General features: G+C 31.1%; 24 protein-coding genes and 5 pseudogenes. 25 read left to right on the plus strand and 4 right to left on the minus strand.

Features of this window, described 5'->3' with window-relative positions; all coding sequences use genetic code 11:
• Positions 1-663 precede the first annotated feature (663 nt).
• Together QM956_RS07400 and QM956_RS07405 are read right to left on the minus strand one after the other, a co-directional pair.
• A complete protein-coding gene (locus QM956_RS07400) occupies positions 664-1,818 on the minus strand; it encodes a tyrosine-type recombinase/integrase (protein WP_150922771.1) in 1,155 nt (384 codons plus the stop codon).
• A 51-nt stretch (positions 1,819-1,869) separates the two neighbouring features.
• Complete coding sequence (locus QM956_RS07405; RefSeq protein ID WP_150922772.1) at positions 1,870-2,388, minus strand: helix-turn-helix domain-containing protein; 519 nt, start codon at positions 2,386-2,388, stop codon at positions 1,870-1,872.
• Positions 2,389-2,535: 147 nt separating this feature from the next.
• Here QM956_RS07405 and QM956_RS07410 point away from each other — a divergent pair, with 147 nt between their 5' ends.
• The 6 genes and pseudogenes from QM956_RS07410 to QM956_RS07435 all read left to right on the plus strand — a co-directional run.
• Positions 2,536-2,817, plus strand: coding sequence for a DNA-binding protein (locus QM956_RS07410; RefSeq protein WP_153209587.1), 282 nt, complete (start codon positions 2,536-2,538; stop codon positions 2,815-2,817).
• A gap of 8 nt (positions 2,818-2,825) precedes the next feature.
• Positions 2,826-3,665: a phage replisome organizer N-terminal domain-containing protein gene (locus QM956_RS07415; RefSeq protein ID WP_001014727.1), complete on the plus strand. Its 840-nt coding sequence runs from the start codon at positions 2,826-2,828 to the stop codon at positions 3,663-3,665.
• Positions 3,658-4,017: a transposase gene (locus QM956_RS07420; protein WP_153209586.1), complete on the plus strand. Its 360-nt coding sequence runs from the start codon at positions 3,658-3,660 to the stop codon at positions 4,015-4,017. The genes QM956_RS07415 and QM956_RS07420 overlap by 8 nt, the downstream gene beginning before the upstream one ends.
• 7 nt (positions 4,018-4,024) lie before the next feature.
• Positions 4,025-4,357: a hypothetical protein gene (locus QM956_RS07425; RefSeq protein ID WP_153209585.1), complete on the plus strand. Its 333-nt coding sequence runs from the start codon at positions 4,025-4,027 to the stop codon at positions 4,355-4,357.
• Positions 4,338-4,532, plus strand: a complete 195-nt coding sequence (locus tag QM956_RS07430; RefSeq protein ID WP_000469564.1) for a hypothetical protein — start codon at positions 4,338-4,340, stop codon at positions 4,530-4,532. The genes QM956_RS07425 and QM956_RS07430 overlap by 20 nt, the downstream gene beginning before the upstream one ends.
• A gap of 313 nt (positions 4,533-4,845) precedes the next feature.
• Positions 4,846-5,365: pseudogene (locus QM956_RS07435) on the plus strand (methylase); the annotation flags it as partial.
• 256 nt (positions 5,366-5,621) lie between these two features.
• Here QM956_RS07435 and QM956_RS07440 read toward each other — a convergent pair.
• Together QM956_RS07440 and QM956_RS07445 are read right to left on the minus strand one after the other, a co-directional pair.
• Positions 5,622-7,081: pseudogene (locus QM956_RS07440) on the minus strand (IS1182 family transposase).
• Between the two features lie 398 nt (positions 7,082-7,479).
• Positions 7,480-7,947, minus strand: coding sequence for an 8-oxo-dGTP diphosphatase (locus QM956_RS07445; protein ID WP_084888180.1), 468 nt, complete (start codon positions 7,945-7,947; stop codon positions 7,480-7,482).
• Between the two features lie 311 nt (positions 7,948-8,258).
• Between QM956_RS07445 and QM956_RS07450 the strand changes: the two genes are divergently transcribed.
• The 19 genes and pseudogenes from QM956_RS07450 to QM956_RS07535 form a co-directional block, all read left to right on the plus strand.
• Positions 8,259-8,480: a helix-turn-helix domain-containing protein gene (locus QM956_RS07450; RefSeq protein ID WP_368039306.1), complete on the plus strand. Its 222-nt coding sequence runs from the start codon at positions 8,259-8,261 to the stop codon at positions 8,478-8,480.
• The gene (locus QM956_RS07455) at positions 8,470-9,516 is read left to right on the plus strand and encodes an S-adenosylmethionine:tRNA ribosyltransferase-isomerase (RefSeq protein ID WP_173875783.1); all 1,047 of its coding nucleotides are present in this window, start codon (positions 8,470-8,472) and stop codon (positions 9,514-9,516) included. Before QM956_RS07450 ends, QM956_RS07455 begins: the two co-directional genes overlap by 11 nt.
• A gap of 188 nt (positions 9,517-9,704) precedes the next feature.
• Positions 9,705-9,986 carry a hypothetical protein gene (locus QM956_RS07460; RefSeq protein WP_084930088.1) on the plus strand — a complete coding sequence of 94 codons (282 nt, stop codon included), beginning with the start codon at positions 9,705-9,707 and terminating at the stop codon, positions 9,984-9,986.
• A complete protein-coding gene (locus QM956_RS07465; RefSeq protein WP_084930089.1) occupies positions 9,961-10,869 on the plus strand; it encodes a thymidylate synthase in 909 nt (302 codons plus the stop codon). Before QM956_RS07460 ends, QM956_RS07465 begins: the two co-directional genes overlap by 26 nt.
• Positions 10,832-11,434: a RuvB-like domain-containing protein gene (locus QM956_RS07470; protein WP_084930090.1), complete on the plus strand. Its 603-nt coding sequence runs from the start codon at positions 10,832-10,834 to the stop codon at positions 11,432-11,434. Before QM956_RS07465 ends, QM956_RS07470 begins: the two co-directional genes overlap by 38 nt.
• Entirely contained in the window at positions 11,424-12,407 is a 984-nt protein-coding gene (locus QM956_RS07475) for a hypothetical protein (RefSeq protein ID WP_084930091.1), read from the plus strand. Before QM956_RS07470 ends, QM956_RS07475 begins: the two co-directional genes overlap by 11 nt.
• Before the next feature lie 2 nt (positions 12,408-12,409).
• Positions 12,410-12,670, plus strand: a complete 261-nt coding sequence (locus tag QM956_RS07480) for a PqqD family protein (protein ID WP_158086604.1) — start codon at positions 12,410-12,412, stop codon at positions 12,668-12,670.
• 18 nt (positions 12,671-12,688) lie between these two features.
• Complete coding sequence (locus QM956_RS07485; RefSeq protein ID WP_084930093.1) at positions 12,689-13,369, plus strand: hypothetical protein; 681 nt, start codon at positions 12,689-12,691, stop codon at positions 13,367-13,369.
• A 295-nt stretch (positions 13,370-13,664) separates the two neighbouring features.
• A complete protein-coding gene (locus QM956_RS07490; RefSeq protein ID WP_173875784.1) occupies positions 13,665-14,465 on the plus strand; it encodes a phosphotransferase in 801 nt (266 codons plus the stop codon).
• Positions 14,449-15,495: an NUDIX domain-containing protein gene (locus QM956_RS07495; protein WP_173875785.1), complete on the plus strand. Its 1,047-nt coding sequence runs from the start codon at positions 14,449-14,451 to the stop codon at positions 15,493-15,495. Before QM956_RS07490 ends, QM956_RS07495 begins: the two co-directional genes overlap by 17 nt.
• A 58-nt stretch (positions 15,496-15,553) precedes the next feature.
• Positions 15,554-16,348, plus strand: coding sequence for an ABC transporter permease (locus QM956_RS07500; protein ID WP_173875786.1), 795 nt, complete (start codon positions 15,554-15,556; stop codon positions 16,346-16,348).
• Between the two features lie 15 nt (positions 16,349-16,363).
• Positions 16,364-17,335: an ABC transporter ATP-binding protein gene (locus tag QM956_RS07505; protein ID WP_261009432.1), complete on the plus strand. Its 972-nt coding sequence runs from the start codon at positions 16,364-16,366 to the stop codon at positions 17,333-17,335.
• A 34-nt stretch (positions 17,336-17,369) separates the two neighbouring features.
• Positions 17,370-18,140, plus strand: coding sequence for a hypothetical protein (locus tag QM956_RS07510; RefSeq protein WP_414302381.1), 771 nt, complete (start codon positions 17,370-17,372; stop codon positions 18,138-18,140).
• A 58-nt stretch (positions 18,141-18,198) separates the two neighbouring features.
• Positions 18,199-18,951 (plus strand): annotated as a pseudogene (locus tag QM956_RS07515) (ATP-binding protein); the annotation flags it as partial.
• Between the two features lie 956 nt (positions 18,952-19,907).
• Positions 19,908-20,102: a hypothetical protein gene (locus QM956_RS07520; protein ID WP_049543111.1), complete on the plus strand. Its 195-nt coding sequence runs from the start codon at positions 19,908-19,910 to the stop codon at positions 20,100-20,102.
• 237 nt (positions 20,103-20,339) lie between these two features.
• Positions 20,340-21,105, plus strand: a pseudogene (locus tag QM956_RS07525) (transposase).
• A 454-nt stretch (positions 21,106-21,559) separates the two neighbouring features.
• Entirely contained in the window at positions 21,560-23,224 is a 1,665-nt protein-coding gene (locus QM956_RS07530; RefSeq protein ID WP_247953344.1) for a hypothetical protein, read from the plus strand.
• Between the two features lie 56 nt (positions 23,225-23,280).
• Positions 23,281-23,337, plus strand: a pseudogene (locus QM956_RS10555) (MiiA motif-containing surface protein); the annotation flags it as partial.
• 480 nt (positions 23,338-23,817) lie between these two features.
• Positions 23,818-26,002, plus strand: a 2,185-nt coding sequence (locus QM956_RS07535) for a Rib/alpha-like domain-containing protein (protein WP_414302382.1), incomplete at its 3' end; no start/stop codon positions are given.

The raw sequence follows: 26,002 nt of genomic DNA on the forward strand, positions 1-26,002 counted from the left end.
ATAGTTGAATGTGTTAAGGAGGCATAATAAACACGAACTTCTTAAGTAAATAATGATTTGTTAGGTAATGATACATATGTAATCCAAAAATACATTTTGTAATTCAATTTTATAAAAAAACTAGATATTTGTCAACCTTAATTATTTGGGAAAATAAAAGGAATATTTTGATCTTTCTATTCCAACAATGTAGTAGAAGGTGGTTAGCATTTTGGTGTTTAATTTATTACTTATATAAAATGTACCATCTTTACTTTTTTGAAAGTAGAGATGGTACGCTTGGTTTATTGATTTAGTCATTGATTTTTTGTGCTATAGGCCAAATTGTTGATATACCTGACTCATATTTGTTTATTTTGTAGAATAATTTGCCCTATTTAGATAAAATTATTTGAAAGTAGATAAAAATCAACTTAATATTTTGCAGATAGATATTGCTTAAACAAAGGTATTTGAATTAATTTAATTTTTCAGTTAGCCAAACCAGGTCTTAAGAAAGCTCGTAAAGCATCACAATTCTCAAAACGTTAATCAATACGATTATATCAACGTTTCAAAGCACTTTGCAAAGATTTTGCAAAGTGCTTTTTTGTCGATTTTTGAGCTCGAATAGCTTTGTGATAACCTTCTGATAACCTCTTTTAGATTTTAAACATCATGATTTTACTTTGCTTTATTGAGATAATCTGCAAATTTGTCAATAGAGTTTTTCTCACCAGTTTTTGTAGTGTGAGTATAGACATCTAATGTCATCTGACTGCTTGCGTGACCGAGTCGTTTTGATGTATTAGAAGGATCGATTCCAATTTCAGACATAAGTGTTGCATGTGTGTGTCTGAACCCATGTGGGCTAATTGGTTTTAATTTATGCTTTTTAATAATTCGATTCAGTACATTGTTAATGTAGTCAGCATGCAGGGGTTCAATTTTGTCATTGCTTGATATGTAAGAGAACATATATTCGTTACTAATATTCAGCTTTGTAAGAGGCAACTGAGATTGTTCTTTCAGATAGAAATTTCTCCATTGCTTAATGATATCGATTGTCTCATCATCAAGATAGATTGTTCGAACTGAAGATTCATTCTTTGTGCTCTTTTCAATCGCTTTACCGTCAATTCTTCCTAGACTTTTGTCTATGTTCAAGAGATTGCTATCAAAGTCAATATCAGCCCATTTTAAAGCGTATAACTCTCCTTTTCGTAGCCCACTAAATGCAAGCAGTCTAAATAGAGCAAAATATTTAAATGGCTCAGTTTCTTTCACGATATCTAGGAAATGATGTAATTCCTCCAGTGACCAAAAATTATTTGATCTTGTCTTTTTGATTTTAGGCATGATAACATTCTTCATTGGATTTCGATCAATGTAGTTCATATTGATTGCAAAATCAAAAATTTTTGAGGTATAGGATTTTATCTGTTTGATATTTTTGAAAGTCTGAGATTTTTGAGTAATAAAGTTTTGACAGTCTAAAGGACTGATTTGGTCAATAAATTTATCGCCAAATATTGGTAGAATATGTATTCGATAGATATTCTTAGTTTGGGAAGAAGTTGTTTCTTCGACAGTACCCACATAGGCCTTAAACCATTCTTGATAAAGTTCTTTATAAGTGACTTTGGGGTTAGATTTGTCGGTATTTACTATGGGGGCGACGACACCAGCTTCTAAACGAGCTTCGTACAATTTTGCCTCTTTTTTAGTTTTGAATCCTCTTTTTAAGTGTCTTTTTTTCTTTCCATAGGCATCTAAGCCAATGTAGAAGCTAACATAGTATAGGATTCCTTTTTTGGTTTTGTATTTGTGTATAGACATTTTTTCTCCGTATCTAAGTTTTCGGAGCTTATGTAATTGAGAAATGAGTGTCTATCTATTTTTTCTATCTTCTTGGCGGATAGCGTATTCGTCTGTTTTAATCCAGCTCTGCCAAACTTTAGAGTCTTTATTTTGGTGATTCATATAGTCTATAAACTCAGACATAAAATGTTTGTTTTTCTCAGCTAGGTATTCTGAGAATATGTGACGAAATTCATCTGAAAAACTATCATCAAGTGGTAGTGTTAATGACCTTTCTCCAAATTCGATACTTTTCTTTAATTTCTCCATATCGCTTTTAAAAGGTGTCACAGAACCAATTTTAGATGTTTTGAAACTATCTGTAACAATTTTAAGATTTGATGGAGCGTGTGGGTTGCTATCAAGTCCCATAATGTAAGCGACGGAAACATTAAAGTATTTTGCCAATTTTTCAGCATTATCTTTTTTAGGTTTGCGGATTCCTTGATTGTATCCAGAAAGTGTAGGATAGGCTATATTTGTAGCTTCGCTAATTTCTGTCAATTTTTTTCCGCTATTTTCTATCAGTTTAGTAATATGATTCGTCATAAGAACCTCCTTTTTATCATTATAACACATTTTATTCTTTTTGAATAAAAAAGCTTGACAAAAATTCAAAAAGGATATATAATTCAAAATGAATAACAAATTAAATGGTTTCGGAGCTTATTTAATTTAGAAATGAGGTGTGAATTTATGTCGGAAACTACTTTAGTTGTCCAGCTTCCTAAAGAATTAGAGAAGCAATTACGTGCTCACTATGATGAGATGATTTCAAGTGCTGTAGCAAGAGTATTTGAAGATAAAGAACTTTATAAACCTATGGTTCGTATGTCAGGTTTGTCTAGGTGGTTAGATGTATCTACGACAACAATCCAAAAATGGACGAAAGAAGGAATGCCAACCATGGTGATTGATGGAGTGACTTTATACGATAAAAGAGCAGTAACACGATGGTTGAAGCAATATGAAAGATAGGTACTCGTATGAATGGTGTTCAGTGGATCAAGATAACGACAGATATATTTGATGATGAAAAAATTCAGCTAATAGAATCGATGCCAGAAGGAGATACTCTTATTGTAATATGGTTTAAAATTCTGGTGCTTGCAGGAAAGCAAAATAATAGTGGCATATTAAGTCTAGGGAACAAGGTTTATTACACAGAAGAGATGCTTTCAACAGTGTTTAGACGAAAGGCTACATCTGTAAAATTAGCTCTCAGCATGTTTGAAGAATTTGGCATGATAGAAATCATAGATGGCGCTATTACCATTCCAAAATGGGAGAAACATCAGAATATAGATGGACTAGAAAAGATTAGAAAACAAACTAGGGAACGTGTTGCTCGTCATAGACAAAAACAAAAAGCACTAATTACAGGCGAGCCACAACTCGTTTTAGACTGTAACGTTACAGTAACGGATGAAAATGATAATGTAACGCAAGAGATTAAGAACAAGAGTAAGAATAAGAAAGAGATTGAGAATATACTGGATAATAGTTCTAGAAAGCCTGAAACTTATATTCCACCCAAATATTATTCTTTGTTAGAATCCATTTCTTATAAGTACAATGATAGATTTTTGTATCCTAACAATTACACTTTAACACATGCTCAGAAGATGAAGATAGGCGAGTATTTGGCTAGTGGGTATGTAACAAGTGATGAAGTCATTAGCATGATTGAACGGATTCCTGAGGATGCGACGTCTCCTTTGGCGTATTTATTTAAGTCTATGGAGAATTTAAAGCAGGAACGTATGCTGGAGTGCAAAGCTATTGCCCATGAAAATGCCCGAAAGAAGTATATGATAAATGAGTAGATATAGGACTGTTCTAAAGAAATGTTACATCACTGAGGAACAAAATGAAATAGTGAATAACTTGATTGAAATGACAAACCATCTAAGTTTTTCCTCTTATGCCAGAAAAATGTTATTTAAGAGCTCGCCTATTTATCTTCAATTTGATTTTGAATCCTATCATGACTTTATATTTCAAGTTAGAAGAATTATCAATAACTTACGTCAGTTAGAAAGAATAGCAGAACAAAGTGAAGATTTTGATAATGAAAGGATATTTCACTATTGTGTTGAGCTGATGATAGGATATGAAAAGAAGACAAGCAAACAAGTGAAAGAACTTGTGAAACGACTAAATAAGAAAACAAGGTGATAAGAGTATGAGAATAAAATCGGTGTTGAAACAGGTATTTTTGACAGAAAAAGAAAATAAAAAATTAAATGATTGTATGAGGAAGGAAAATATTCGTAATTTTTCTGAGTTTGCTAGACAAAAATTAATACGAACAGATTTGAACATCCAAAAAGTCTCCTTTGAAGGTTTAGTTCCTTTAACAGAAGAGTTGGAACAAGTCGGAAAGAATATCAATTCTATAGCCCGTCTTGCAACTGTAGTTGGGAGAATAAGCTATGAAAATAAAATGGATATGTCTATTATGATGCAAAAAATAGTTGACGTGATGGAGGAAAAAGATGTTTATTTTCAAAAGTAATATGGATAAGGATTTCGATCAGATATGCGAATACATACTGAAATTAAAGCGAGCAGAATTATTTCTTCATGGAATTAAACAACAAGATAAAACGAAGGCTCGTTTGTATCATGCGATGCTGGAATACTACGATGCTAACCATAAAAAAGAAAGACATATGAGAATTTTAAAATAAAGAAACGCTGTTAAAAATTTTGCAGCGTTTTTTATATATCTTCTTAAAATATTTGTACACACAAATGACAGTCAAATTGATTTTTTGGATTATTTTGTCGAGAAGGAAAAATTTTTCATAATATGACTTTGCGAGCTCAGAGTCTGTATACACACACTCCTAAAATCATTCCCAAAATTTGTATACACATAGTGTATGTACTTTTTGGGTGATTTAATTTTTGGGGGAATCCCCAACCCCCTTTAGAAATAGTTAGATATAAGATTAAAAAATGGTATAATCTTAAAAGATAAACGTTTTTAAGGAGTAGACTTTGAAAGAGAATTTAATCAAATCAAAAAAGCGTGTTCAAAAGCATGGAGAGGTTTTTATACCATTCTGGATGGTACAGAAAATATTAGATACTCCAGGTATTAAAGAGACTTGTGAAGATATTTCTGCAACATTTTTAGAACCTTCTGCAGGAGATGGGAAATTTTTGCAAGCTATTTTAGAAAGAAAATTATCTGCTGTTATCATGTAATATGCAATATGATGAAAGAAGTTGGAAGACAAAATCATTGATTGCATTATCATCTATATATGGGATAGAATTTCTCGAAGATAATTTAGAAGTAGCACGTTCACGTATGTTTCTTTATTATTTAGATTGGTACGAACAAATTTTTAGTACTAAGCTAACAAGTAGAAGTGACATCTATAAATCTGCATATTATCTTATTCATAAAAATATAGTTAGAGGAAATACCTTAACTCAACGTCATCCTGTTACAGATGAACCTATTTGGTTTAATGAATGGCAACTTTTCAAAGGCCATTCTAGTTTGGTAAGACTGGGCAAAAAGTCTTTAAAATTAGAAAACGCATAGTATCAAGTGTTAAATCCTTGATATTATGCGTTTTATTGTTAGAAAATTTGCTTTATTTTCTCCTTAAGTTGAGTTTTTGCCCAGCCTCTATCAGAGCTTTTAGGTAAAAAGTTGAGGATAATACAGTTGTAGAAGGACGAACCCACTGAAAAAATAAGGAGCTTACTTTTAATGAAAGGAAAATCGAGGAATCTTTCATCAATTTGAGCGAATTCCTCGGTTATTTTGTATTTATTAAGGTCATAATTCGTTTTATATTGACCACGAAGATGGTTGTGGCTGCCTGTAACTCCATGCTGAAAAGACCCGATGCTCTCGCGACATCAAAGCCATGTCTCTGTTTTAGTTCGGCATTCTTCGCTTCGATTTTATAGCGATGTCTGGCCATTTCTTTAAAATAAGGTGTTTCCTGAAATTTCTTCTGGAAAAGATGGTCGTTACTCTTAATAGCCAATGAATAAGTTTTAAACTTTGCTCCCTCCTGATAACACCCTTCCTTGGAAAGACAATTCTTGCACTTTTCAATGTCAAAGTAATGAGTGACAACTTGATTCTTATTTTGATATTTTTTCCCTGTCCTTGCTTTGCGAACAGCCAAGTGTCCTTCTGGACAGACAAATAGCCCTGCGTCTTTATTAAATTCAAACGCATCCTCTTCTTTACGGTAACTTTTTGAAAAACAGAAGGGTTCAGTTTTGACACCAAATGAATCTTTTCTTTGCGAGTTAGTTGAATGTTGTTCTTTCCCGAATAAGCTGCATGACCAATAATAGTCTCGATGTCCAGACTATTTTCCTTTGTTTTGGCATATAACTCAGGTAAATATTTCCCATCGCTTTGTTCACCAGAAGTGACCACGCAAGCAGTAATAATCCGTTCATCCGTCATAGCGATATGACTTTTATATCCATAGAAAGAGGTGTCGGCTGTCTTATGTCCGAGCCTAGCCTCCTCCTTAACAGAAGCTTCCAAATGTTCTAAGTCGTCCTCGACAGCCTCTTTTAGGTAATTGAACTTTTGAGAAACAGCCGGTAGGGCTAAGAGTTCCTCGTGTTTTTCAACCACAGCCATTAACTCCTCTGTATAGGTCAACTCTGCTTCGAGGTTATCTTCTTGAGGTTTCTTTGGAAATTCTATTTTGATATCTTCTGAATGTTGATAAATTGTTTTACGTAAAGCTTTTGAACGCTCTCTAAGGATTTCTTGGGGTTTCTTATGATTATAATGAGATTTGGTGTGAGTGGCATCCACAATGAGGATTTTACTCTTAATCAAGTTATGTTCGAGTGCAATTTGAACAGACTTCTGAATCAATACATCAAGCAGTTTGTCATCTTTAATTCTTAGCTTTCTAAATTTCGTCAGAGAGGATGGCTCGATAACAGAATCTTCAGGAGCTAGACCAAGAAAAAATTTAAAGGCCATATCTGACAAGGAACGTCCTACCACATCTACATCTGATAACTTATAAATATCTTTTAACAAGAGATATTTGAACATCATAATCGGTGAATAAGCTTTACGCCCAAAATCGGGACGATAATTCTTTTCTAGTTCATCATAAATAAAGCTAAAATCACAGAGTTCAATTAGCTGACGTAAAAAGTGGGTTTTAGGAACCACGATATCATACAAACTAGAATAAGGACTGACATCCATAGTTAACTGATTATCAAGCATTATTTCACCTCATCTCTAGTATAACAAAAAAGCCATCAATTTGATGACTTTTTCAGTGGGCTCATGAAACGCTATGAGTTTTTTTGTTGTACTATATTTTACAATTTATCATTATAAAATAAATGCTGAACTTTTTGAAAGCTTCTAATTTGGAAAAATTAGAATTGCTGAAAAGTAAGAGTACATTAATGATATTTTATGAATATATGTACACACACTAATTAGTTATAAATATGAGAAACGAAAATTATATTAGTGTTGTTGAACTCGGCTAAAGGAAAATGGGAGAAAAAGTTATCAATTGAACGATACTTCAGTACCAATAAAATTGAGTACTAAAGTATACAAAAATTACTAATGGATTGAGACTTTTGTATTTGATTATACTGTAGAGAATATTAGTCAAATAAAATTGTTTTGTTTTCACTAATGCATTTCTTATTATTATCCCAGTAGTTAATACTTTCAAAGCTTCCTTTTCTTAAATAAAGCGGTATCCTTTTTCTTATATCATCTTGCATTGGTATTTTATCAATATCTTTTAGATTCCACCATTTTGGCTCACCTTCATCAGATGTGCTTAGTTCACCAGTAAACTGAGTACATAAAAAGTCATAGAAGACAAATCTCTCATTACCAATTGAATTAGTAAAGCCTGAAATTCCCTTTAATTCAAGATTTAATGCAGTGAGTCCAGTTTCTTCCTTAAGCTCCCGTAGTGCAGCTTCAAAAAAACTTTCAGGGAATTCAACTTTTCCCCCCGGTGGAATCCAGCCAGGAAAATTATCGTGCTGTCTATTAAGTAATAAAATTTCTTGATTTTTCAAAACGCAAATATTAACCCAGTTTTTGATTTTTTCAGTCATATTATCAACCTCCAATAAGTATTTTTTCATATATTAGACTATATGTCAAGAACTATATGCTATTTATGATTGTGACAAATGTGTCTCAGCTAAAGATTGATGATTTTTATGAAATAGCTGATAAACTCTCAGATATGACGATAAAATAATTTTTATAAGACTAGTTACCCTTATTATACTGTGGCAAAAAATAGAATTTCATTGATTTTCTGTATATATTTTCTAGTGATTCAAATGGGACATATGTGGGTCTTGTTTTACTTTTAAGAAAAGTTGATAATAAAATCAAGATATCTGAAGGATGTGAAGAAATGGATGGTATAGGTTATGTATTGAGGAATTTAAGACTTAATAAAGGATTAACTCAAAAATATATTTATAAGAATTTGTGTAGCCGGAAGCAATTATCTAGAATAGAGAATAATACTTCTTATCCCTCAGTATATCTTTTGTATTATATTTGTCAAAGATTAGAAGTTACTACAGACTATGTTATTAGTCTAACGTTAGAAAGAGGAAATCATGCTAAATGACACAAATAAATTGAAATATGAATTACCGGTTGAATTAGCTGCTCGGGAGCCAGTAGAACTTATGTCAGGGAGTCGAGATAGTTCAAGATTGATTATTGGATTTAAAAATTCAGATAAAATTATTGATGACTATATCTTGAATTTTCATAATTACATTAATCCAGGAGATTTGATTATTCTAAATAATAGTAAGACAGTCTCTCCTATATTTTATGCGTACTCTGAAAAATATGGGGAAGTAAAGTTTCATATAAAAACAAAAAATGAAGAAGGTTATGTAATTTATATCAGAATTAGGTCAGATTTACAGGATGGAATCATATCAGAAAAATTTTTTCTTAGCGATAAAATAAATGTTACAGTAGATAAAAATATTAATGGTGAGGAATTTTTGTGCAGTTTTAATTGTTCACAAGAAGACTTATATGATTATCTCCTAGTACATGGTGAAGCTGTAAGGTCTATTTATACGAGAAAAAAGTGGTCCATTGCTTATTATCAAAATGGAATTGCTAATAAATTAGGTTCATTTGAAAATCCTGCTGCTAACCGACATTTTTCTAATAGAATTTTAAGAGCTTTAAGAAAAAAAGGCGTAAAAATTGGATATATTACTTTAAATTGTGCATCAGTTGATACAAAAATTTTTGAAGAATTTATTGAAGAACATAGCGTTTTCAAAGAATACTACGAAATACCAGAAGAAACTGCAGAATTAATTCGAGATACTAAATTAAATGGAAACAAAATATTTGCCGTGGGTACGACTGTTATAAGGACTTTGGAAAGCTGTGAGTATGATAATTTTAAAATTGTATCTCCATTAAAAAATTATACTGATTTATATATATATCCAGGTTACAACTTCAAAATCACGGATGCATTAATTACAAATTTTCACGGTTCAATGACTAGTCGCCTTGCGTTATCAGCAGCAGTAATTGGCACGGAAAATATTATGAATTTATATCGACATGCAATAGATGAGCAGTATTTATTCTATGAGTTTGGAGATGCTAATTTATTATTTATGTAATCCAATAATTATAGTTCATGGAAAGGAGGTGATCAAATGAAAAAATTAACTTTGAAAGAATTGGTTAATAAAGCAAGTGATTTGCTTGCCTGTTGCAATGCAACTAAATAATTAACCGAATTCAAATTTTTAACTTCAATGAAAAAAATATCAAATTTTTTTCATTGAAGTTGTTTATGGAGGAATTTATGGCATATAAAATTAGTCACGATATAGATATTACAGAAGATAATGGATATCAAGTATTGCATCGATACTCAGATGATACGTATTTTTCATTGCAGAAAGACTATTTATTTATTCTGTTAAGTTATAATGGTCTGAATAATTTAAATGATATTGCTAAAGTCTTTTCAAATCATAAAGGAATTTCAATTAACTGTTCATTAGAGTATGTAGAAAAAGTTCAAAATTATTTTATTTCAGAAAGAATTATATTCAAAGATGAAAACAAAAACCATTCTTACTAATAATCTATGTGAAAATAATATTGATTCGCTATATGTTAAGTTATGTAAATTGCTTGAAGATAATGGGCAACATATTGTTTCAAGAGGGATGGCAGTAAAAGAATTAATTGGCGTTAGTATTGTTCTAACGGAGCCCAAAAGACGATTTTTAGAGAACTCTGCTAGGAATCTTAAACTTTATTATGCCATAGGAGAATTTTTATGGTATTTACGAGGGAGCAATGATTTATCCGAAATCGAGTATTATGCTCCGAGTATGGCAAAGTTTTCAGATGATGGTTCAATACTTCAAGGGGCATACGGTCCCAAAATAGTACCCCTAATTGATGACTTAATCCAGCTTTTAAAGAATGATACAGGAACTCGGCGTGCTGTAATACCCTTATATAGTGCAGATGATCTTGGTAAGGAAAGTAAAGATATCCCATGTACTCTTTCTTTAGAATTTTTAATTCGAAATAATAAGCTACACCTTATTACAAATATGAGATCAAACGATATCTTTTTAGGTCTACCATATGATATTTTTTCTTTTACAATGCTTCAAGAGTATATAGCGTATCAACTTGGAGTAGACTTGGGATGCTATTATCATTATGTAGGAAGTTTACATGTATACCAGCGTAATTTTAAAAAAATAGAAGAGATATCTCAAATGAGTCCTCATGAGACGGCAATATTTAACAAATCAGATTCAATATTTAAAAATTTTAGTGAGATAATTGATTTAGAAGAATCTATAAGAAAAAATAAAACTTTTAATCATAATTTAAATTTATTAATGGACTCAGATTTTCAAAAAATTAAGACAGAGCTAGAAAATTATAGGTATAGTAGGGAAAAGAATGTCGAACGGAAAACTGATATATATATGCGGTATTGATGGGTCTGGTAAGACTACATTATCCAAAAATCTTTCCAAAAATTTAGGAAGTAATTCTATTTTTTTGCCTTTGAATCAATCTAAGATATTTTTTAAAGAACTAGATTCTATTTGTCGTAAATACAATACAAATAGATGGGCAGAGTTTTCCGAAATTTTTAGAGGCTGTTTATGGGCATTAGAAATGGTTTATTTTTCTGAAAAAATTTTAAAACCAGCATTGGAACAGTATGATTATGTAATTATTGATAGGTACATGACTTGCAATAAAGTTTATTCTAATTTATCAATTACAAACACCTTGGTAGATAGATTACATGAGCTCCTTATACAGCCTAAAATCACAATGTATATCGATATAGAGCCAAAGATAGCTTTTAGTAGAGTTATTAAAAGGAATGAGCAACAAACGCCTAAAGAAACTTTAGAAAATTTAAAAATTGCCAAAGAATTATATGCTAGATACTTAAATAATTTAGAATATTATCGATTAGATGGTAGAGAATCTGAGGAAAGATTATTACAATCTGCACTAGGAATATTAGGAGATAAAAATGAAATTTGAAACTATATTAGATTTTTACATATTTTATTTAGAGGAGTTACTTAATGGATCTCAAAAGCAGAAAGTACCCTATTCAGCTATTTCTGATAAAATTGAAATTTTCAATAATAGTGTAGAGATATCTCATGGAAATCTCATTAATATGATGTTTAGTAAATCAGAATTAAATTATAATATTGTGCACACATTATTTTCTTTAAGCGGCAGGACAGATGCGTATATTTTAAAAAAATATAAAAGTGCGTACCTGAGATATTCAGATGATGGGTTTTATCAAAATACTGTAGGTGAACGCTTGTATACTTTATACGGTAATCAAATAAAAAGAAGTTATGGTTTTTTAAAGGATGATATTTTTTCACCAGATGCTATTTGCTTTATGAAGGCAAATGATAATAATAATATTGATTGTACTTTTTACGTACATTTTTATTATAGAGAGGAGCGTTTAAATGTAGAGCTTACATATAAAGGCTCTCACTTATTGGAGTATACGAATTCTGATTTATTTATTTACTCTTCATTACTGTCATTAATGAGTCATTGGCTAGGTGTTAAAGCAGGTAGTTTAATATTAAAAACTCACTCAATCTTTATTTCGGAACGTGATAAAGAACGAACTGAAAAATTATTAGATAGCTGTAGATTATTAAAAAAAGTTGATTTATCTCTAAATCATGATTTCTCTTCAAGTTTAAAAAGCTATCGAGAAGAATTTTCTGATGCAATTAATCGTGTTATTACTTGGGATATTGTAGAAGTATCAAAAAGATTAAACAATGAGATTGAATATATAAACAATAATTTCACTCCATATACTCAGGATTTATTGTTTATACTCCTTGCAGATAGATTTCATAGTAATACTGAGGAGTACAAAACTATACTTGATAAAATAAATAATGACTCTATTAGGTGTTTTAAAGAAACAGTTGATAGAACAGAATTCAATTCCATTTTAGAGGTGGTTTAATTTTGAACTATAAAAAAAGTTTATCCGCAGTACTGCATTCGTCGTCAGATAAGGATTTTCTACTAAATTTATTGAGTGATCGAACATTCTTGCTTAACGATGTTTCATTATATATTTGGAATAGTATTGAAAAATACAGTTTGGAAGATATTGCTATTAACTTATCGAATTTATATAATGAGAATTTAGATATAGTTAGACAAGACTTACATGAAATGATTGAAATACTGGTTTCTGAGGGTCTTATAGAGATAAAAAATTAAAAGATAGGGAGAATTTATATGTGTAATAATGACTACACTTTAATTACTAAAGAAATATCAAATTTAGTATCAGAAAAAAATATAGTAATTTGGAAATCTGAAATGGATGGCTTAGGTACATCTTTATCTGATATTGATGCATATTGTATTTGCGATGAAGAAAAAAATTTTAAAAATTTTTCTTTCAATGGCATCCCTGTAGATATTGAATATATTGGATTAAATAATCTAAAAGAAAAATTAGAAAATATTGATAAGTTTGCAAAGCATGGATTAGCGTATAAAGGACTAGATGAAGATTTAAAATTGTTTTACAGGCTAGAACGAGGTCACAAGAGTCAGCAATTCAATCTCAATGATATAGAATTACCTACAATTGATGTTATTTCTAAAATTGCAGCTCAATATTATAATGAACTTTTTCTAGCATTGTATGAAGATGCATTTAAAATGTTTCATGGGAAAAATTTTTTAGATGCCTTTATACTCTCATTAGAGGCATTACAAATGTCAGTTGCAACATATTTAGCCAGAATAGGAAAACCTCAGTTCAAGAAAAAGTGGTTATTCAAATATTTTGATAATCTGACGGATTGCTCTTACTATGAAGAATTAAGGATTGAATTGGAGTCAGATACAATTTTACCTGAACGCATAAGTAAAATATTATCTGATTCAAAAAAAATCCTAGAATTTTAAATTTTCATATTGAAAGGAGGTGAGGATTATGGCTTATAAAAAACCTATCGTAAAAGATATTAAATTGAGTGCTTCTACAATTCTTCGTTAATATCTTGACTCTTAAAGTAGAGATTTGAACAGGATTACGGATGGTTAAAGCTAATAAAAATCAATATGAAATATATTCTTGATGCTAGACTATTAGTATTGAATTAACAATGTATTTATGGCTCTAAAGTTTTATAATCTACAGTTCACCTCTCTGCTTTTTTTGTGATATTGAATATTAATAATGAAATTTAAGATACTATGTGTGAAATTCTTATTAAATATATATTATGGTCTAAGCGATATCAAATTTATTGAGCGACTTGAAAATATGAATGTCGTCTATATTTTCAAAAATAGTAAAACAGGAAACAAAATTTTGCTAAAAATTTTCTCATCTTCGAAGGTTGACACTATAGTATTTCAAAATGAACTTGCAAAATATAAGTTATCTCCGAATTTGATAAAAACTAACAAGGGTAATATATATATAAGAGTGTTTAAATATCTAATTTTTGTACAATACTTCGTTGAGGCAAGTAGTCGGAGAATCGAGTATAGTGAAATGGTTATATTTTTCAAAGATTTTTATGCAAAGCTTGATTATTATAAGAATTTTTTTTTAGAAACAAGTATTGGTTTTCCTAATTATAAAACCAACGCAATCAGTCAACATTTTAGCATGATACATGGTGATTTACGACCACCGAATGTAATTATAACTGCGAATAATTTTAGTGTAATTGATTTTGAATATTTAAGACTCGGAGTAAGAGAAGTAGAAGTGATTAAATATATAGTTCTGTACACTAATTTTAATAATTGTGAAGTTGAAATTTTATATAGTAAGTTTCTGGAAGCTGGTATAGTAGAGATAAGTTTACAAGAATCAATTAGGTTTTTACTTTTTGAATTACTAAAATCAGATTTTCCAGAGAAATACATCGTGAGAATTACTCTAGATTATTATAATGAAATTATATCCGAGAGAATAAAATTAATTGAATTTTGTGATAATTATTTAAATAAAAAGAAAGGGGGGGACTTAAGTGTCAGTAGAAGTTGAGAAGAAATATTTGCTTACAAGTGATGAGTATTACGCTCTTAGTAAAAGTCACTTTGAAGGTGCAATAATTCAAGAACAGCTTAATTACTATTTTGATAGTTTAGATTTTTCACTTTTAAAAAGGGGGATAACTCTTAGAATCAGAGAAAAGGCGAATAATCTGATTCTAACTATAAAGAGAAAAATTTCAATTAATGACGTAATTGAGTCAGAAGAAAATGATTTTTTAATAAGTCGAATAGAATTTATGGAAGCAGTATTGCGTGGAGAATTCCCTAAAAAGGTAGAGCAAAAGTTAAATGTTTTAATCCCCAAAAAGAAAATCTTTTATTTGGGATTGCTAAAGACACAGAGACTAATTAAAGAAAAAGATTCAATTTTATATTGTTTGGATAGGAATACTTACTTTGATAAACAAGATTTTGAATTAGAAATTGAGGGAACACGAGAATCATTACAGAAAGTTAGCGTTGATATTCCAGAAAAAAAGTTTAATAGAGTTGGGAAATATTCTAGGTTTATAAGTGAATTATTGAAAGGGAATGGTAATTCATTAATTAAGATTCAAGTATCTGCCATTATTTTAAATGAAGATAAAGATGAAGTATGTCTTATTAAGAAAAATGCACCTACATCAAGTGTGCATAATATCTGGATTCCTCCAGGTGGTCATGTAGATATTGGGGAAGACCTCTTGAAAGCTGTAAAGCGTGAAACAATTGAAGAAACAGGATTAGAAGTTGAAATATTAGCTTTGTCAAGTGTCGTTTCTTTTCAAATTCAACAAACTAGTCAAGCCATATGTTTCTTTTATCTGGTTGAGGCTAAAAATTGTGGTGAGATAACAATGTTAGAACCAGGAATGGATTGTAAGTGGTTTAATTTAGCAGATGTGATAAGTGGAAATATTACAAATTTAACAGACTACCATAAGTTGATTATTTCTAATTCAAAAAATACAAATACTTTATATTTAGATTTAGAAAAAAAAGGCCTTGATTACAAAATTTTAAATTCAAAGATCCTCTAAAATGTTTTAGTGTACTATAATTAAAATTATAGTTTTGGTAAAAATATAAGGAGTGAATATGCTGACTGCTATTATAAGAAGAAATTGGCAAATGTATGTAAGATATTTTCCTATAACTTTATTTTTTAATCGTATTTTAGATATTGGATTTAAACTTCTAGGACTCTGGTTAGTGTCTAATTTTTTATTTGATAATAAAATACAGGTAAATAACGTAATAGAGTATAGAGATTACTTTAGTTATGCTGCAATTGGGTTAATTTTTTATAATGTATCAATAGCTATTTTAATGAATGTAGGTCGAGCATTAATAACAGAAGTTAGAGAAGGTACTTTAGAAAGCACGTTAGTGTCACCGTATAGTATAGTGAAGTACTATTTTGGAATCTTTTTTGAACAATTAGGAAGGACTTTTCTTGAATTTCTTTCTTCGTATTCAATAGCGTTTTTTTTAGGTGCCAATTTGCAAAGTATTTCATTATTAAATTTAATTATTTGTTTTTTATATGTATCGTTGATTTCTTTCTCAATGGGAACGCTTTTATCAAATATCATGTTATGGTTTCGTGATACTTTCATAACCCAAAATACATTGTTTTTAATTATTTTTTTAGTCTCAGGGATTACCTTTCCAAAAGAATTGCTACCTAGTTTTTTGCAAAAAATTAGTAAAATGATTCCTTTATCTCATTCGCTTGATGCTATTAGAAACTTATTTTTTAATACTTCTCATTTTAATATATATAATTTTGATTTTTTACAAGGTATTTTAATTTCGGTAGTATATTTTATTGTAGGGCTTTTGGTGTATAAAAAAATTGAACAAAAGATAGTAAGTTATATTTCATATTGAGTTTAGGAGATAATTATGTTAAAAGCAATTAATATATCAAAAAATTATACTTTTAAAAAAAGAACAGGCTTATTTCAGTATGAAAAGCAAATAAAAAAAGCTATAGTAAATGTAAACTTATCTTTACCAAAAGGAAAAATTATTGGAGTACTGGGAGAAAATGGTGCTGGTAAAACGACACTTATAAAAATGCTGACAACACTTTTAACGAATGATACGGGTATAATTTTAATTGATGGAGTAGATATCAATGAAAACTTAAAAAATACAAGGAAAAAAATTAATATTATTAGTGGGGGAGAGAAAAATTTATACTGGAGATTGACTGCAGTTGAAAATTTGATATATTTTGCATCCTTGTACGGAATTTCAAAGAGGGAAGCATTACCTAAAATAGAAAAACTGTTGATAGAATTAGGATTATGGAACAGTAAAGATATTCCTGTAGAAAAATACTCAAAGGGAATGAAACAGCGTTTACAGATTGCAAAGGGTTTAATAAATGATCCAGAGTATTTATTCCTAGATGAACCAACTCTTGGTTTAGACGTGAGTGTCGCTCATGAATTACGTAAAAAATTAAAGGAAATAGCGATTAAGCGGAATACGGGTATTTTATTAACTACACATTATATGGCTGAGGCAGAAGAACTCTGTGATTATATCTATTTTTTAAAGAAAGGTAAAATCATCATTTCTGGTACTAAAGACGAAGTTTTTGACAAATTAGAATTAGCCCCAGAGATACATATTACACTTGCACCTCAATTTCAATGGAATTCAATGGAGATTAAACGGTTGAGAGATTTATTTCCAGAATTAGAGTATAGGAAAGAAGAAAATCTTACATTGATAAAATTTTCGTTACTAAAATATAAAGTTCAAAGTGTAATAAAGACTATATACGAAAGTAATATAGATATTATTGAAATAAAACACACGGAGCCTTCACTAGAAGATGTAGTTCTGCATTTAGAGAGGAGATGAGTTGCTTTGTTTTTTTAACATATTTAGGAGTGAAATGAGAAGAACCCTCTTCAATGATAGTACCAATATTTTTTATTTTTTTTCAATGATATTATGGCCAATTTTTTCGCTACTCCAGGTTTATTATAATATAGGAGCATTTCCGATTTCAGATTTAAAAATTTTGGACTTAAGTAATGAGGAGCAGCTATTTTATTTTATTTTTATAGGATACTGTACCTATATTATTTTTTCTAATGCTTTTCAGAGTGCTTGGAGACTGGGGGGAGAACGTTATCAGGGGACTCTAAGTCAGATTTTTATTGCTCCACTGAAAAAAATTCTATGGCTTTACGCCCGGACATTTTCATCGATTTTTAGTCAGTCATGGTTTTTTATGGTTATTTTTGTAATTGGTAATTTTGCTTATATAGATTTTTCATTAAAATCGAACTTTCATATTTTATTAGCAACCATTATTTTAATTACTTCATCATGGATTTGGACTAGCTTTTTGAGTAGTATTTGCATTGTTATGAGAGATGCTACTATAGTTTATGTATTATTAGAAGGCTCACAAGATACGTTTAGCGGTGCTAAAGTCCCTTTATCTATTTCTCCAAAATTGGTAAAATTTATTGGAAGTTTATTTCCAGTTAGCTATACTATTATTTATTTACGAGATATGCTTCTTTTCAATAAATTTTATAGTTTAAATTTTTATTTGCTCATCGGTATAAATATTGTTTGTTTTTTACTGACTAATATCATTTTAAGAATTGGTGAATCTCACATGAAGAAGCATGGAAGTTTTGATGTGGTTTAATTTGGTGTTAATAATGTTAGATATTGCAGAAGGGACATTACAATAGTGAGTAAATTATGGGGTAGATGTAGGTACAGGAAGTGAATTTAATGTTATTAAGGAAGTAACGTTTGATGATGCATTGCCTAAATTAATTGTTAAAGTTAGAGATTTTATTCGAACCCAGCTACGAGAGTTTCAGTATCTAGATAGTGATGGTAGATTTCAGATACTTCCAGAATATCCTGAATTTGCCTGGTTTGAAGGAATTGTAAATGCAGTAACCCACAGGAATTATTCAGTATACGGAGATCATATCAGGGTATTGATGTTTGATAATCGTTTAGAGATTCATAGCCAAGGAAAACTACCGAATATTGTAACTGTTGAGAATATAAGACATGAACGTTTTTCTAGAAATCCGCGTATAGCTCGTACCTTAACTGAATTTGGATGGGTCCGAGAAATGAATGAGGGAGTAAAACGAATCTATTCTGAAATGGAATCTGCTTTTCTCCATGAACCGTGTTACTCTGAACCAGGTAACAAAGTAGTTTTAACATTAGAAAACAGTATTACAAGTAGAACATTGAGAACGCGTGATTCTTTGGAAAGTAAACTTAGAGATTATAGTGATTTAAGTGTTGATGAAAAACTATTGATACAGTATATGTACAATACAGCAGAACCTATGACAACTAAAAAAGTAGCAGAGTTCTTAGGTAGGAGTGTTTCTTACTCGTCCAAATTATTGAAAACAAAAGGCATTTTAACATGGTATGGGACAAGTACGAAAGATCGCAGTCAATACTATAAATTAGAAATGAAATAAAAAAGAAGAAAAACGAAGAAAACATAGTTACTAATTAGTGAATTTAAAAGTAAGCTTACTTTTAAATTCATAAAATTTATTTGCTTTATAGTTTTGCAATTCAATTGTTTGTATGGGAATGTGATTTTTATTATACATCATTTTACAACAAGTAACGAAACGAAGAAAAACGAAGAAAAACGAAGAAAAATAAATCGTTGTTTCTCAACTACATAAGCTCCGAAAACTAAAAGTGATAACCCTTTGATAACCTCTCAATTTTTAAAAGGGTTATATATGTAAAGATTGAGGATTTATCTCTTAAAATTACTTGATTTTAGTGATAATTTACCATAAATATCATGATGTAGAAAAAACCAGGTCTTAAGAAAGCTCGTAAAGCATCACAATTTAGTAAACGTTAATTCGAAAGAATTACTATACTTACAAAGAGCACCTTTCGGGGTGTTCTTTTTTGTACTTTCTTGATAAATTGGTGCAATTGACACAGTTGTGGTGACTTTAGTCGCTTACAAATGTGGCTGCAACCTGACGAGGTCAGTTGCCTCAAAACGTTAATCAATACGATTATATCAATATTTCAAAGAGTCTGGGACAAAAGTCTAACCTTAAATATAAAAAGCGAACAAAACGAGGTATCTGACACTCAGAATTTTGTCTTGTTCGCTTTTTTTGTCTAATCTATCGATTTTTAAAACTTATAATAAAGAATTCCTGAAATAAAAATCTTTTTGTCCCAAACTCTTTTTTGTCGATTTTTAAGCTCGAATAGCTTTGTGATAACCTTCTGATAACCTCTGAAAGTTTAGTTCCTTTAACAGAAGAGTTGGAACAAGTCGGAAAGAATATCAATTCTATAGCCCGTCTTGCAACTGTAGTTGGGAGAATAAGCTATGAGAATAAAATGGATATGTCTATTTTGATGCAAAAAATAGTTGATGTGATGGAGGAAAAAGATGTTTATTTTCAAAAGTAATATGGACAAGGATTTTGATCAGATATGCGAATACATACTGAAATTAAAGCGAGCAGAATTATTTCTTCATGGAATTAAACAACAAGATAAAACGAAGGCTCGTTTGTATCATGCGATGCTGGAATACTACGATGCTACTCATAAAAAAGAAAGACATATGAGGATTTTAAAATAAGGAAACGCGGTTAAATTGAACTGCACCCTAAAAGTTAGACAGAAAAAATCTAACTTTTGGGCTTATTTGAATTTTGGGGAATCCCCAAACCCCGAGTTGTTAATTTGAATGCCATAACAACAAGCCAATAATTGATTTTAATAAATTGTACTCGTGGTGCTATTTACTTTCAAAATACAATAAAAAGCTCAAAAGTACTAAACTGTAAGTGTCGAAACAAACAGGAGATTAGCCCCAATGAGCGACTTACAATATACAGGTAAATCTCATCACTTGCAATGGACTTTGAAATAATTATCAAAATTTGTCTTCAGCTATATAGTGAACAATGTCCCGAATCTTACAAACATCGTAACAATATCAGCTTGTCTAAGGTTTCAGATCAGTCTCTATTAGTTTTGCTTATTTTACAGACTGAACTAGGCATTAAATCACAACGTCATTTCTATCGGATATGCCAACTCTTTCCCTGTGGGTGTCTCCCTGAAAGAAGTCGATTTAATCGACGGTTAAGACAGCTGATTTGGTTAGTTTAAATCATTCGGCAAGCCATGAATACTCAACTTTCTCAAAATAGCATTGTCATCATCGATAGTTTTCCATTATCACTTTGTCAACCTATTCGTAATCATTGAGCATGTATTTTCCATGAACTAGGCGACATTGGTTACAATTCCTCTAAGTACCTTTGGTTCTGAGGATTCAAAGTACATCTGTTGGTTACTCTATCAGGCTATATTCTGAATAACGTTGTGACACTTGTCTTAGCACATGACATTGATATTTTCATTGCGTATCTAGGATGTCCTAGTCAACGAGGTCTCAATGAACATTCTAATGGCTTATTAAGACGAAATAGACTACCGAAACAAATGGATTTTACTAATATTTCTCAAAATTATTTATCAGCTAAGCTGATAAAAGAAATAGAATTCCTAGAAAGTCTTTGAATTATCAAATACCATACCAAGTTTTTCTGAGTTACATGAAAAATCTAACTTAATTTGACAATCTAGGTTCTGAATATTTCATAAAGTATTAAATCGATAAATAGTATAGAATTTTTCAAGAATTATGCTAAGCGGTATACGTAAAAAGGTGTTTCTTTAGAGGAGAGATTTGGGAGTGGGGACCTAGTTTACATTTTATAAATTTAATGTATTCATAGTGGGTTTGAGTAATGTTAAGTTATACTTAAAAATATATTTAATTAATACTTTGTGACTCTGCTTCGGTATCAATACTAGAACCTCTACAGAATTATAGTGGAATGAAGTAAAATATGAATAAACTGATTGGGAAATTCAAATAAATTTCTAGCAATATTTTAGAAGTTGCAGTTTACCACTCTAAATTCAATCAATTAAAATAAAATATGGAAGAAAAGGGTAGAGTAATTTTGAATAATTTGATATAATGAACTGTATTAATTAATGCTTTATTAAGGGGTTTCTGTTATGTTATTTAATCGTAAAGGAATAAATCAAAAGAATTGGAGAATGGTAAAAAAAGGGAAGCATTTTCTTTTTGGCTGTACTCTTTTTTTAGCAACTGGTGCAATAGGATTGCAACAAACACAAGTTGTCAGAGCAGATGAAGTGGCATCTTCAGTTGTTACATCAATGAACTCGGCAGAAGATGGAGATGATAGGGATAAAGGTAAAACACCTAAAGAGGAAGTAATTAAGCAGGAAGATAATGAGATTAATTTGGGAGTCACTTCTCCATTATCAAAAAAATCTGATGAGCTCGATAAAAAAGAGGATGTAGCTAAAACAGAGGTTAATAAACAATCTTTAATCGAATTAATAGAAAAAATTAAGAATATAGACTTAAGCAAAAAAACTATAGATTCAGTAGAGAAATTGAATCTTTCTTTGTCGCGCGCACAACAACTGATGGAAAGTCCGACAGTAAGTCAAGAAGAGGTAGATAAAGAAGAGAAAGCTCTTAAAGAATCTTTTGAAAAATTAGAGGATAAACCTGAAAAAGAAAAAGCCTCAGAGTCTAGAGAAAAAACTGAGCCTCAAAAAGAAGAGAAATCAGATTTAAGCAAAGAAAAAATAACAAAAGTAACAGAAACTGTAAATGAAATTCACAGTTTAGCTAATCAAATAAATTATGAGTTCAGCGATGCTGAGAAAGAATTAGTTAAAACAGCTGAAAAACGTTCTGAGGATAGTAACAGGGAGGGCGAGGTAGAGTCGCTCCTTAAAGAAGTCACACGTCTTCGAAATAAAGTAGCCAATCGCATGACAAGAGCTCATTCTGGTAAACGTGATCCACGAAATGGACAACCGATTAATGGGAATGGTGAGAGTGGGTTTAGAGTAACAGGTGCCGATAGAAGTTCAACAACACCAGTCCCAAGTATTCAAAATAATCTTAATGGTAAAGCTAGCAGTGTTTCCGATGTAACGGTAAATGCACCAGCAGGTTCAACTGTTAAACTGTATGATAGCAATGATATCTTAATCGGTGAAGCAGTTGCAAATGCACAAGGAATTGCAGTTGTTCATCCTAGAAACAGTTTACCAGAAGGAGCAATTAAAGCTACAGCGACAGTAGGAGGTCAAGAGTCAGAAAAAAGTGTATCAGTAAATGTGACTCGCATAAAAACTGGTGAGGGACCTGCAAGACATGAGAAACCGTCTCAACCTACAAATACACAAATTTTAATAAATAAGACTAATATAATTGCCTATAGAGGTGATTATGTTGATGTTACAATTCAAGCAGCGTCCAATGCTGTTGAGAAATTCTGGATACCAAGTGATCCATATTCAGTAAAATGGCTAAATCATACAGGACAATTTAGAACCTCAGCTGGTACAGATAAGACAAATCAAATGACCGCATATACCAAGGGAACAATTGGTTTAGATCAACCAGAAGGGACTAGTGGATTTGTGTATGCTGTGATTGGTAAAGCAAAAGCTGGGAAAATTAGTAGAGATAACCCTTCAGTAACTAAATCAGTTAAATTGGATATTACTGTTCTTTCATTAGCAAAAAAATATGATATATCTATAGACGAAAAGATTACAGTAGAAAATCCGAATAATGTAAGTCAATACGAAAAAGATAAAATTATAGCAGCAATTAAGAAAAAAATAATGTAACTTATACAGATGCGGCATACAGAGCATATTTAGATAGTGCGACGTATTCAGTAGATGAAAGAGGGAATGTTACAGTAACTTATCCTGATAAATCAATTGATAAAGTAGCTTCTTCCTATACAATTCAAAAAAGACCGGTTATTGAGACGTCATTAACAGATAAGGCAGATATTAATACTCCGATAACTGTTTCTGCTGATCCTGGCTCAACGGTAAGATTATATGACCATGGAGGAGCAGAATTAGGTCAAGGAACAGCTGATTTAAACGGACGTGTAACTATTAATCCAACACGCCCAATTCCAAATGGGAATGTAACCGCGAAAGCCATAGATAACAGAAACAATATTACAGATCCGAGTGTTGTAAAACAAGCAACTGTACCAAGGCCAAATGATATTAATGTTCAACAAACTTCACACGGTGCAACTAGCGTAACCTTAACTCCAAATGGTAGAACGGATATTATTACTGCAACTGTTCAAGGTAAAAAAGTTAAACTTGAAAAAGAAGCGAATGGTCGTTATAGAACTCTTGAAAATGCAGCAAATGTAAGTATCACACAAAATTCAAATGGAAGTATAACGTTAGGGTTGCCTGCCGGAAATAGATTTGAAGTTTTAGATAGAATTCAAGTTTTAGCAGAAAATAAAGATATAACAGTAAGCTCAGGAATCCGATCTTCTAATGAAGTAAATGAATATGTATTATCAAATAGGTTTGAAAAAATTCCAGTTAAAAATGTAAATAATTTAACTCCAGAAGACAAGGAAAGAGTTAAAGCTGCTTATGAAAAAGCTAATCCTGGTATTAATAAGGCCGAAGTAACAGTTGCTAATAACGGTAACATTACATACAATCACCAAGGAAAAGGATCAATACAAAAAGGTGAAGCTAGATTAGATGGTAATGTTATTTTAGATAATACAGCACCATCAAAACCGATTATAGAAACCCCATTATTAGAAAAAGCTGGAACTAGAATGCCGATTGTTATTAGTTCAGAACCTAAAGCAAAAGTAGAAATCTTCGATTCTAAAAATCGAAAGATTGGAGAAAAAACTACTGATGAGCGAGGGAAGGTAACAATCGAACCAACTCTAGATTTACCAGCCGGAAACATTATAGCTAAAGCAATTGATGAGGCTGGTAATATTTCTCAACCTAGTGATCCAAAACTGGTTACATATAAAGATTTTACACCAGTAGTACCAGCTATCACACTTGTTACAAAGGTGACAAATTTAAAACCAGCAGAAATTAAAGAGGTAAAAGATAAAGTCCAAGCAGCAAATAAAGGTAAAACTGTTGAGGTTTCAACAAATGGAACGGCGACTGTTACAGATCCTATCTCTGGATTTAGTCATCAAATATCAGGTACGCAATTAGTAGATTCAAAAGATAAAATCAAACCTACAGTAGAAATTCCTTATAGTGATACTAGTAAACAAGAAATATATGTCTATTCACATGAAGAAAATAATATTACTATTAAAGTAAAAGATAATTCTGGGAAAATCTCGAATGCATATTTAGCCTTCGCAGCAGATAATAGACAAGGATTAGGACAAGAAGATACTAGTTATTTAGGTGGAGGAAGCTCAGATGGTTTATATCTAAGAACAAATAGTATTAAATCAGAAACAACTGCAACAAACACTCAACCTGCTACGATTACAGTAAGTGGAAATATTAATAATCAACCTTACACAAGTGAAAAATCTATTACCCGTTATGTATATGCAGAAGATCCAAGTGGTAATACGAATTATGAACATGTAGGTCATGCGAATGATAATGGAGTACCAGGACGTGTTCGTTTTGTGTGGAAACCGCAAACTTTCAAATACACAGCAACTGCAAATTCACAAACACAAACAGTTAGCTATAAAGAGGAACCAAGCGCAGAAGCAAGTGTTAATAAAACAGGATTACCAGCAGGAACAACATATGCTTGGAAAACAAAACCAGATACATCAACTCCTGGCGACAAATCTGGGGTAGTAGAAGTCACTTATCCAGATACTTCAAAAGATACCGTGAATGTAACTGTAAGTGTTCGTAAGTTAAGCGATGAATATAATCTTGCAGCAACTGAAATCGAAGTTAATCAAAATGATCAGGTATCTAATGATAGATTAAAAACAGTAGTGTCGGCAACTTCAAAAGTAGGGAACGTTAATGGAACTGACAAAATTTCAACAGTAACAGCACCAAAAATAAACACAGTAAATTATGGAAGTCAAAACATTACTGCGACAGTTACGTTTAAAGATGGAACAGTAAACGAAGTTAAGATTCCGATAAAAGTAAAAGACGTAACGAAACCAACTATCTCAGCACCAGGTGAAAATACAAACTGGGAAATGACTGCCTTAGACAAAACTTTACCAAATATGGAAGTAAGAGCAGAAGATAATGCGAATGGTAGTGGAATAAAATCAGTTAGTGTTACAGGGTTACCTGATTACTTAGAATATGATAAAACTACAAATTCTATTAAATTCAAAGCAGGAAAAGAAGGAGTAGAAAAACTACCAACAGGAACACAGTCAAAAGAGTTCTCATTAACAATTCGAGCAGAAGATAATGCAGGAAACGTAAAAGAAAAAATTGCGAAAATTACTATTTCTTCAATGAGTACGAAGAACACACCAGAAGCCAAAGAGCAAACGGTAGATAACGGATCAGAACCAAAAGCCAAAGACAGCATTGGTAATGTAGAAGGATTACCAAGTGGAACAACCTTCACATGGAAAGACAACACACCACCGAACA

Source organism: Streptococcus mitis (genome assembly GCF_047460035.1).
Taxonomy (GTDB): domain Bacteria; phylum Bacillota; class Bacilli; order Lactobacillales; family Streptococcaceae; genus Streptococcus; species Streptococcus mitis_DW.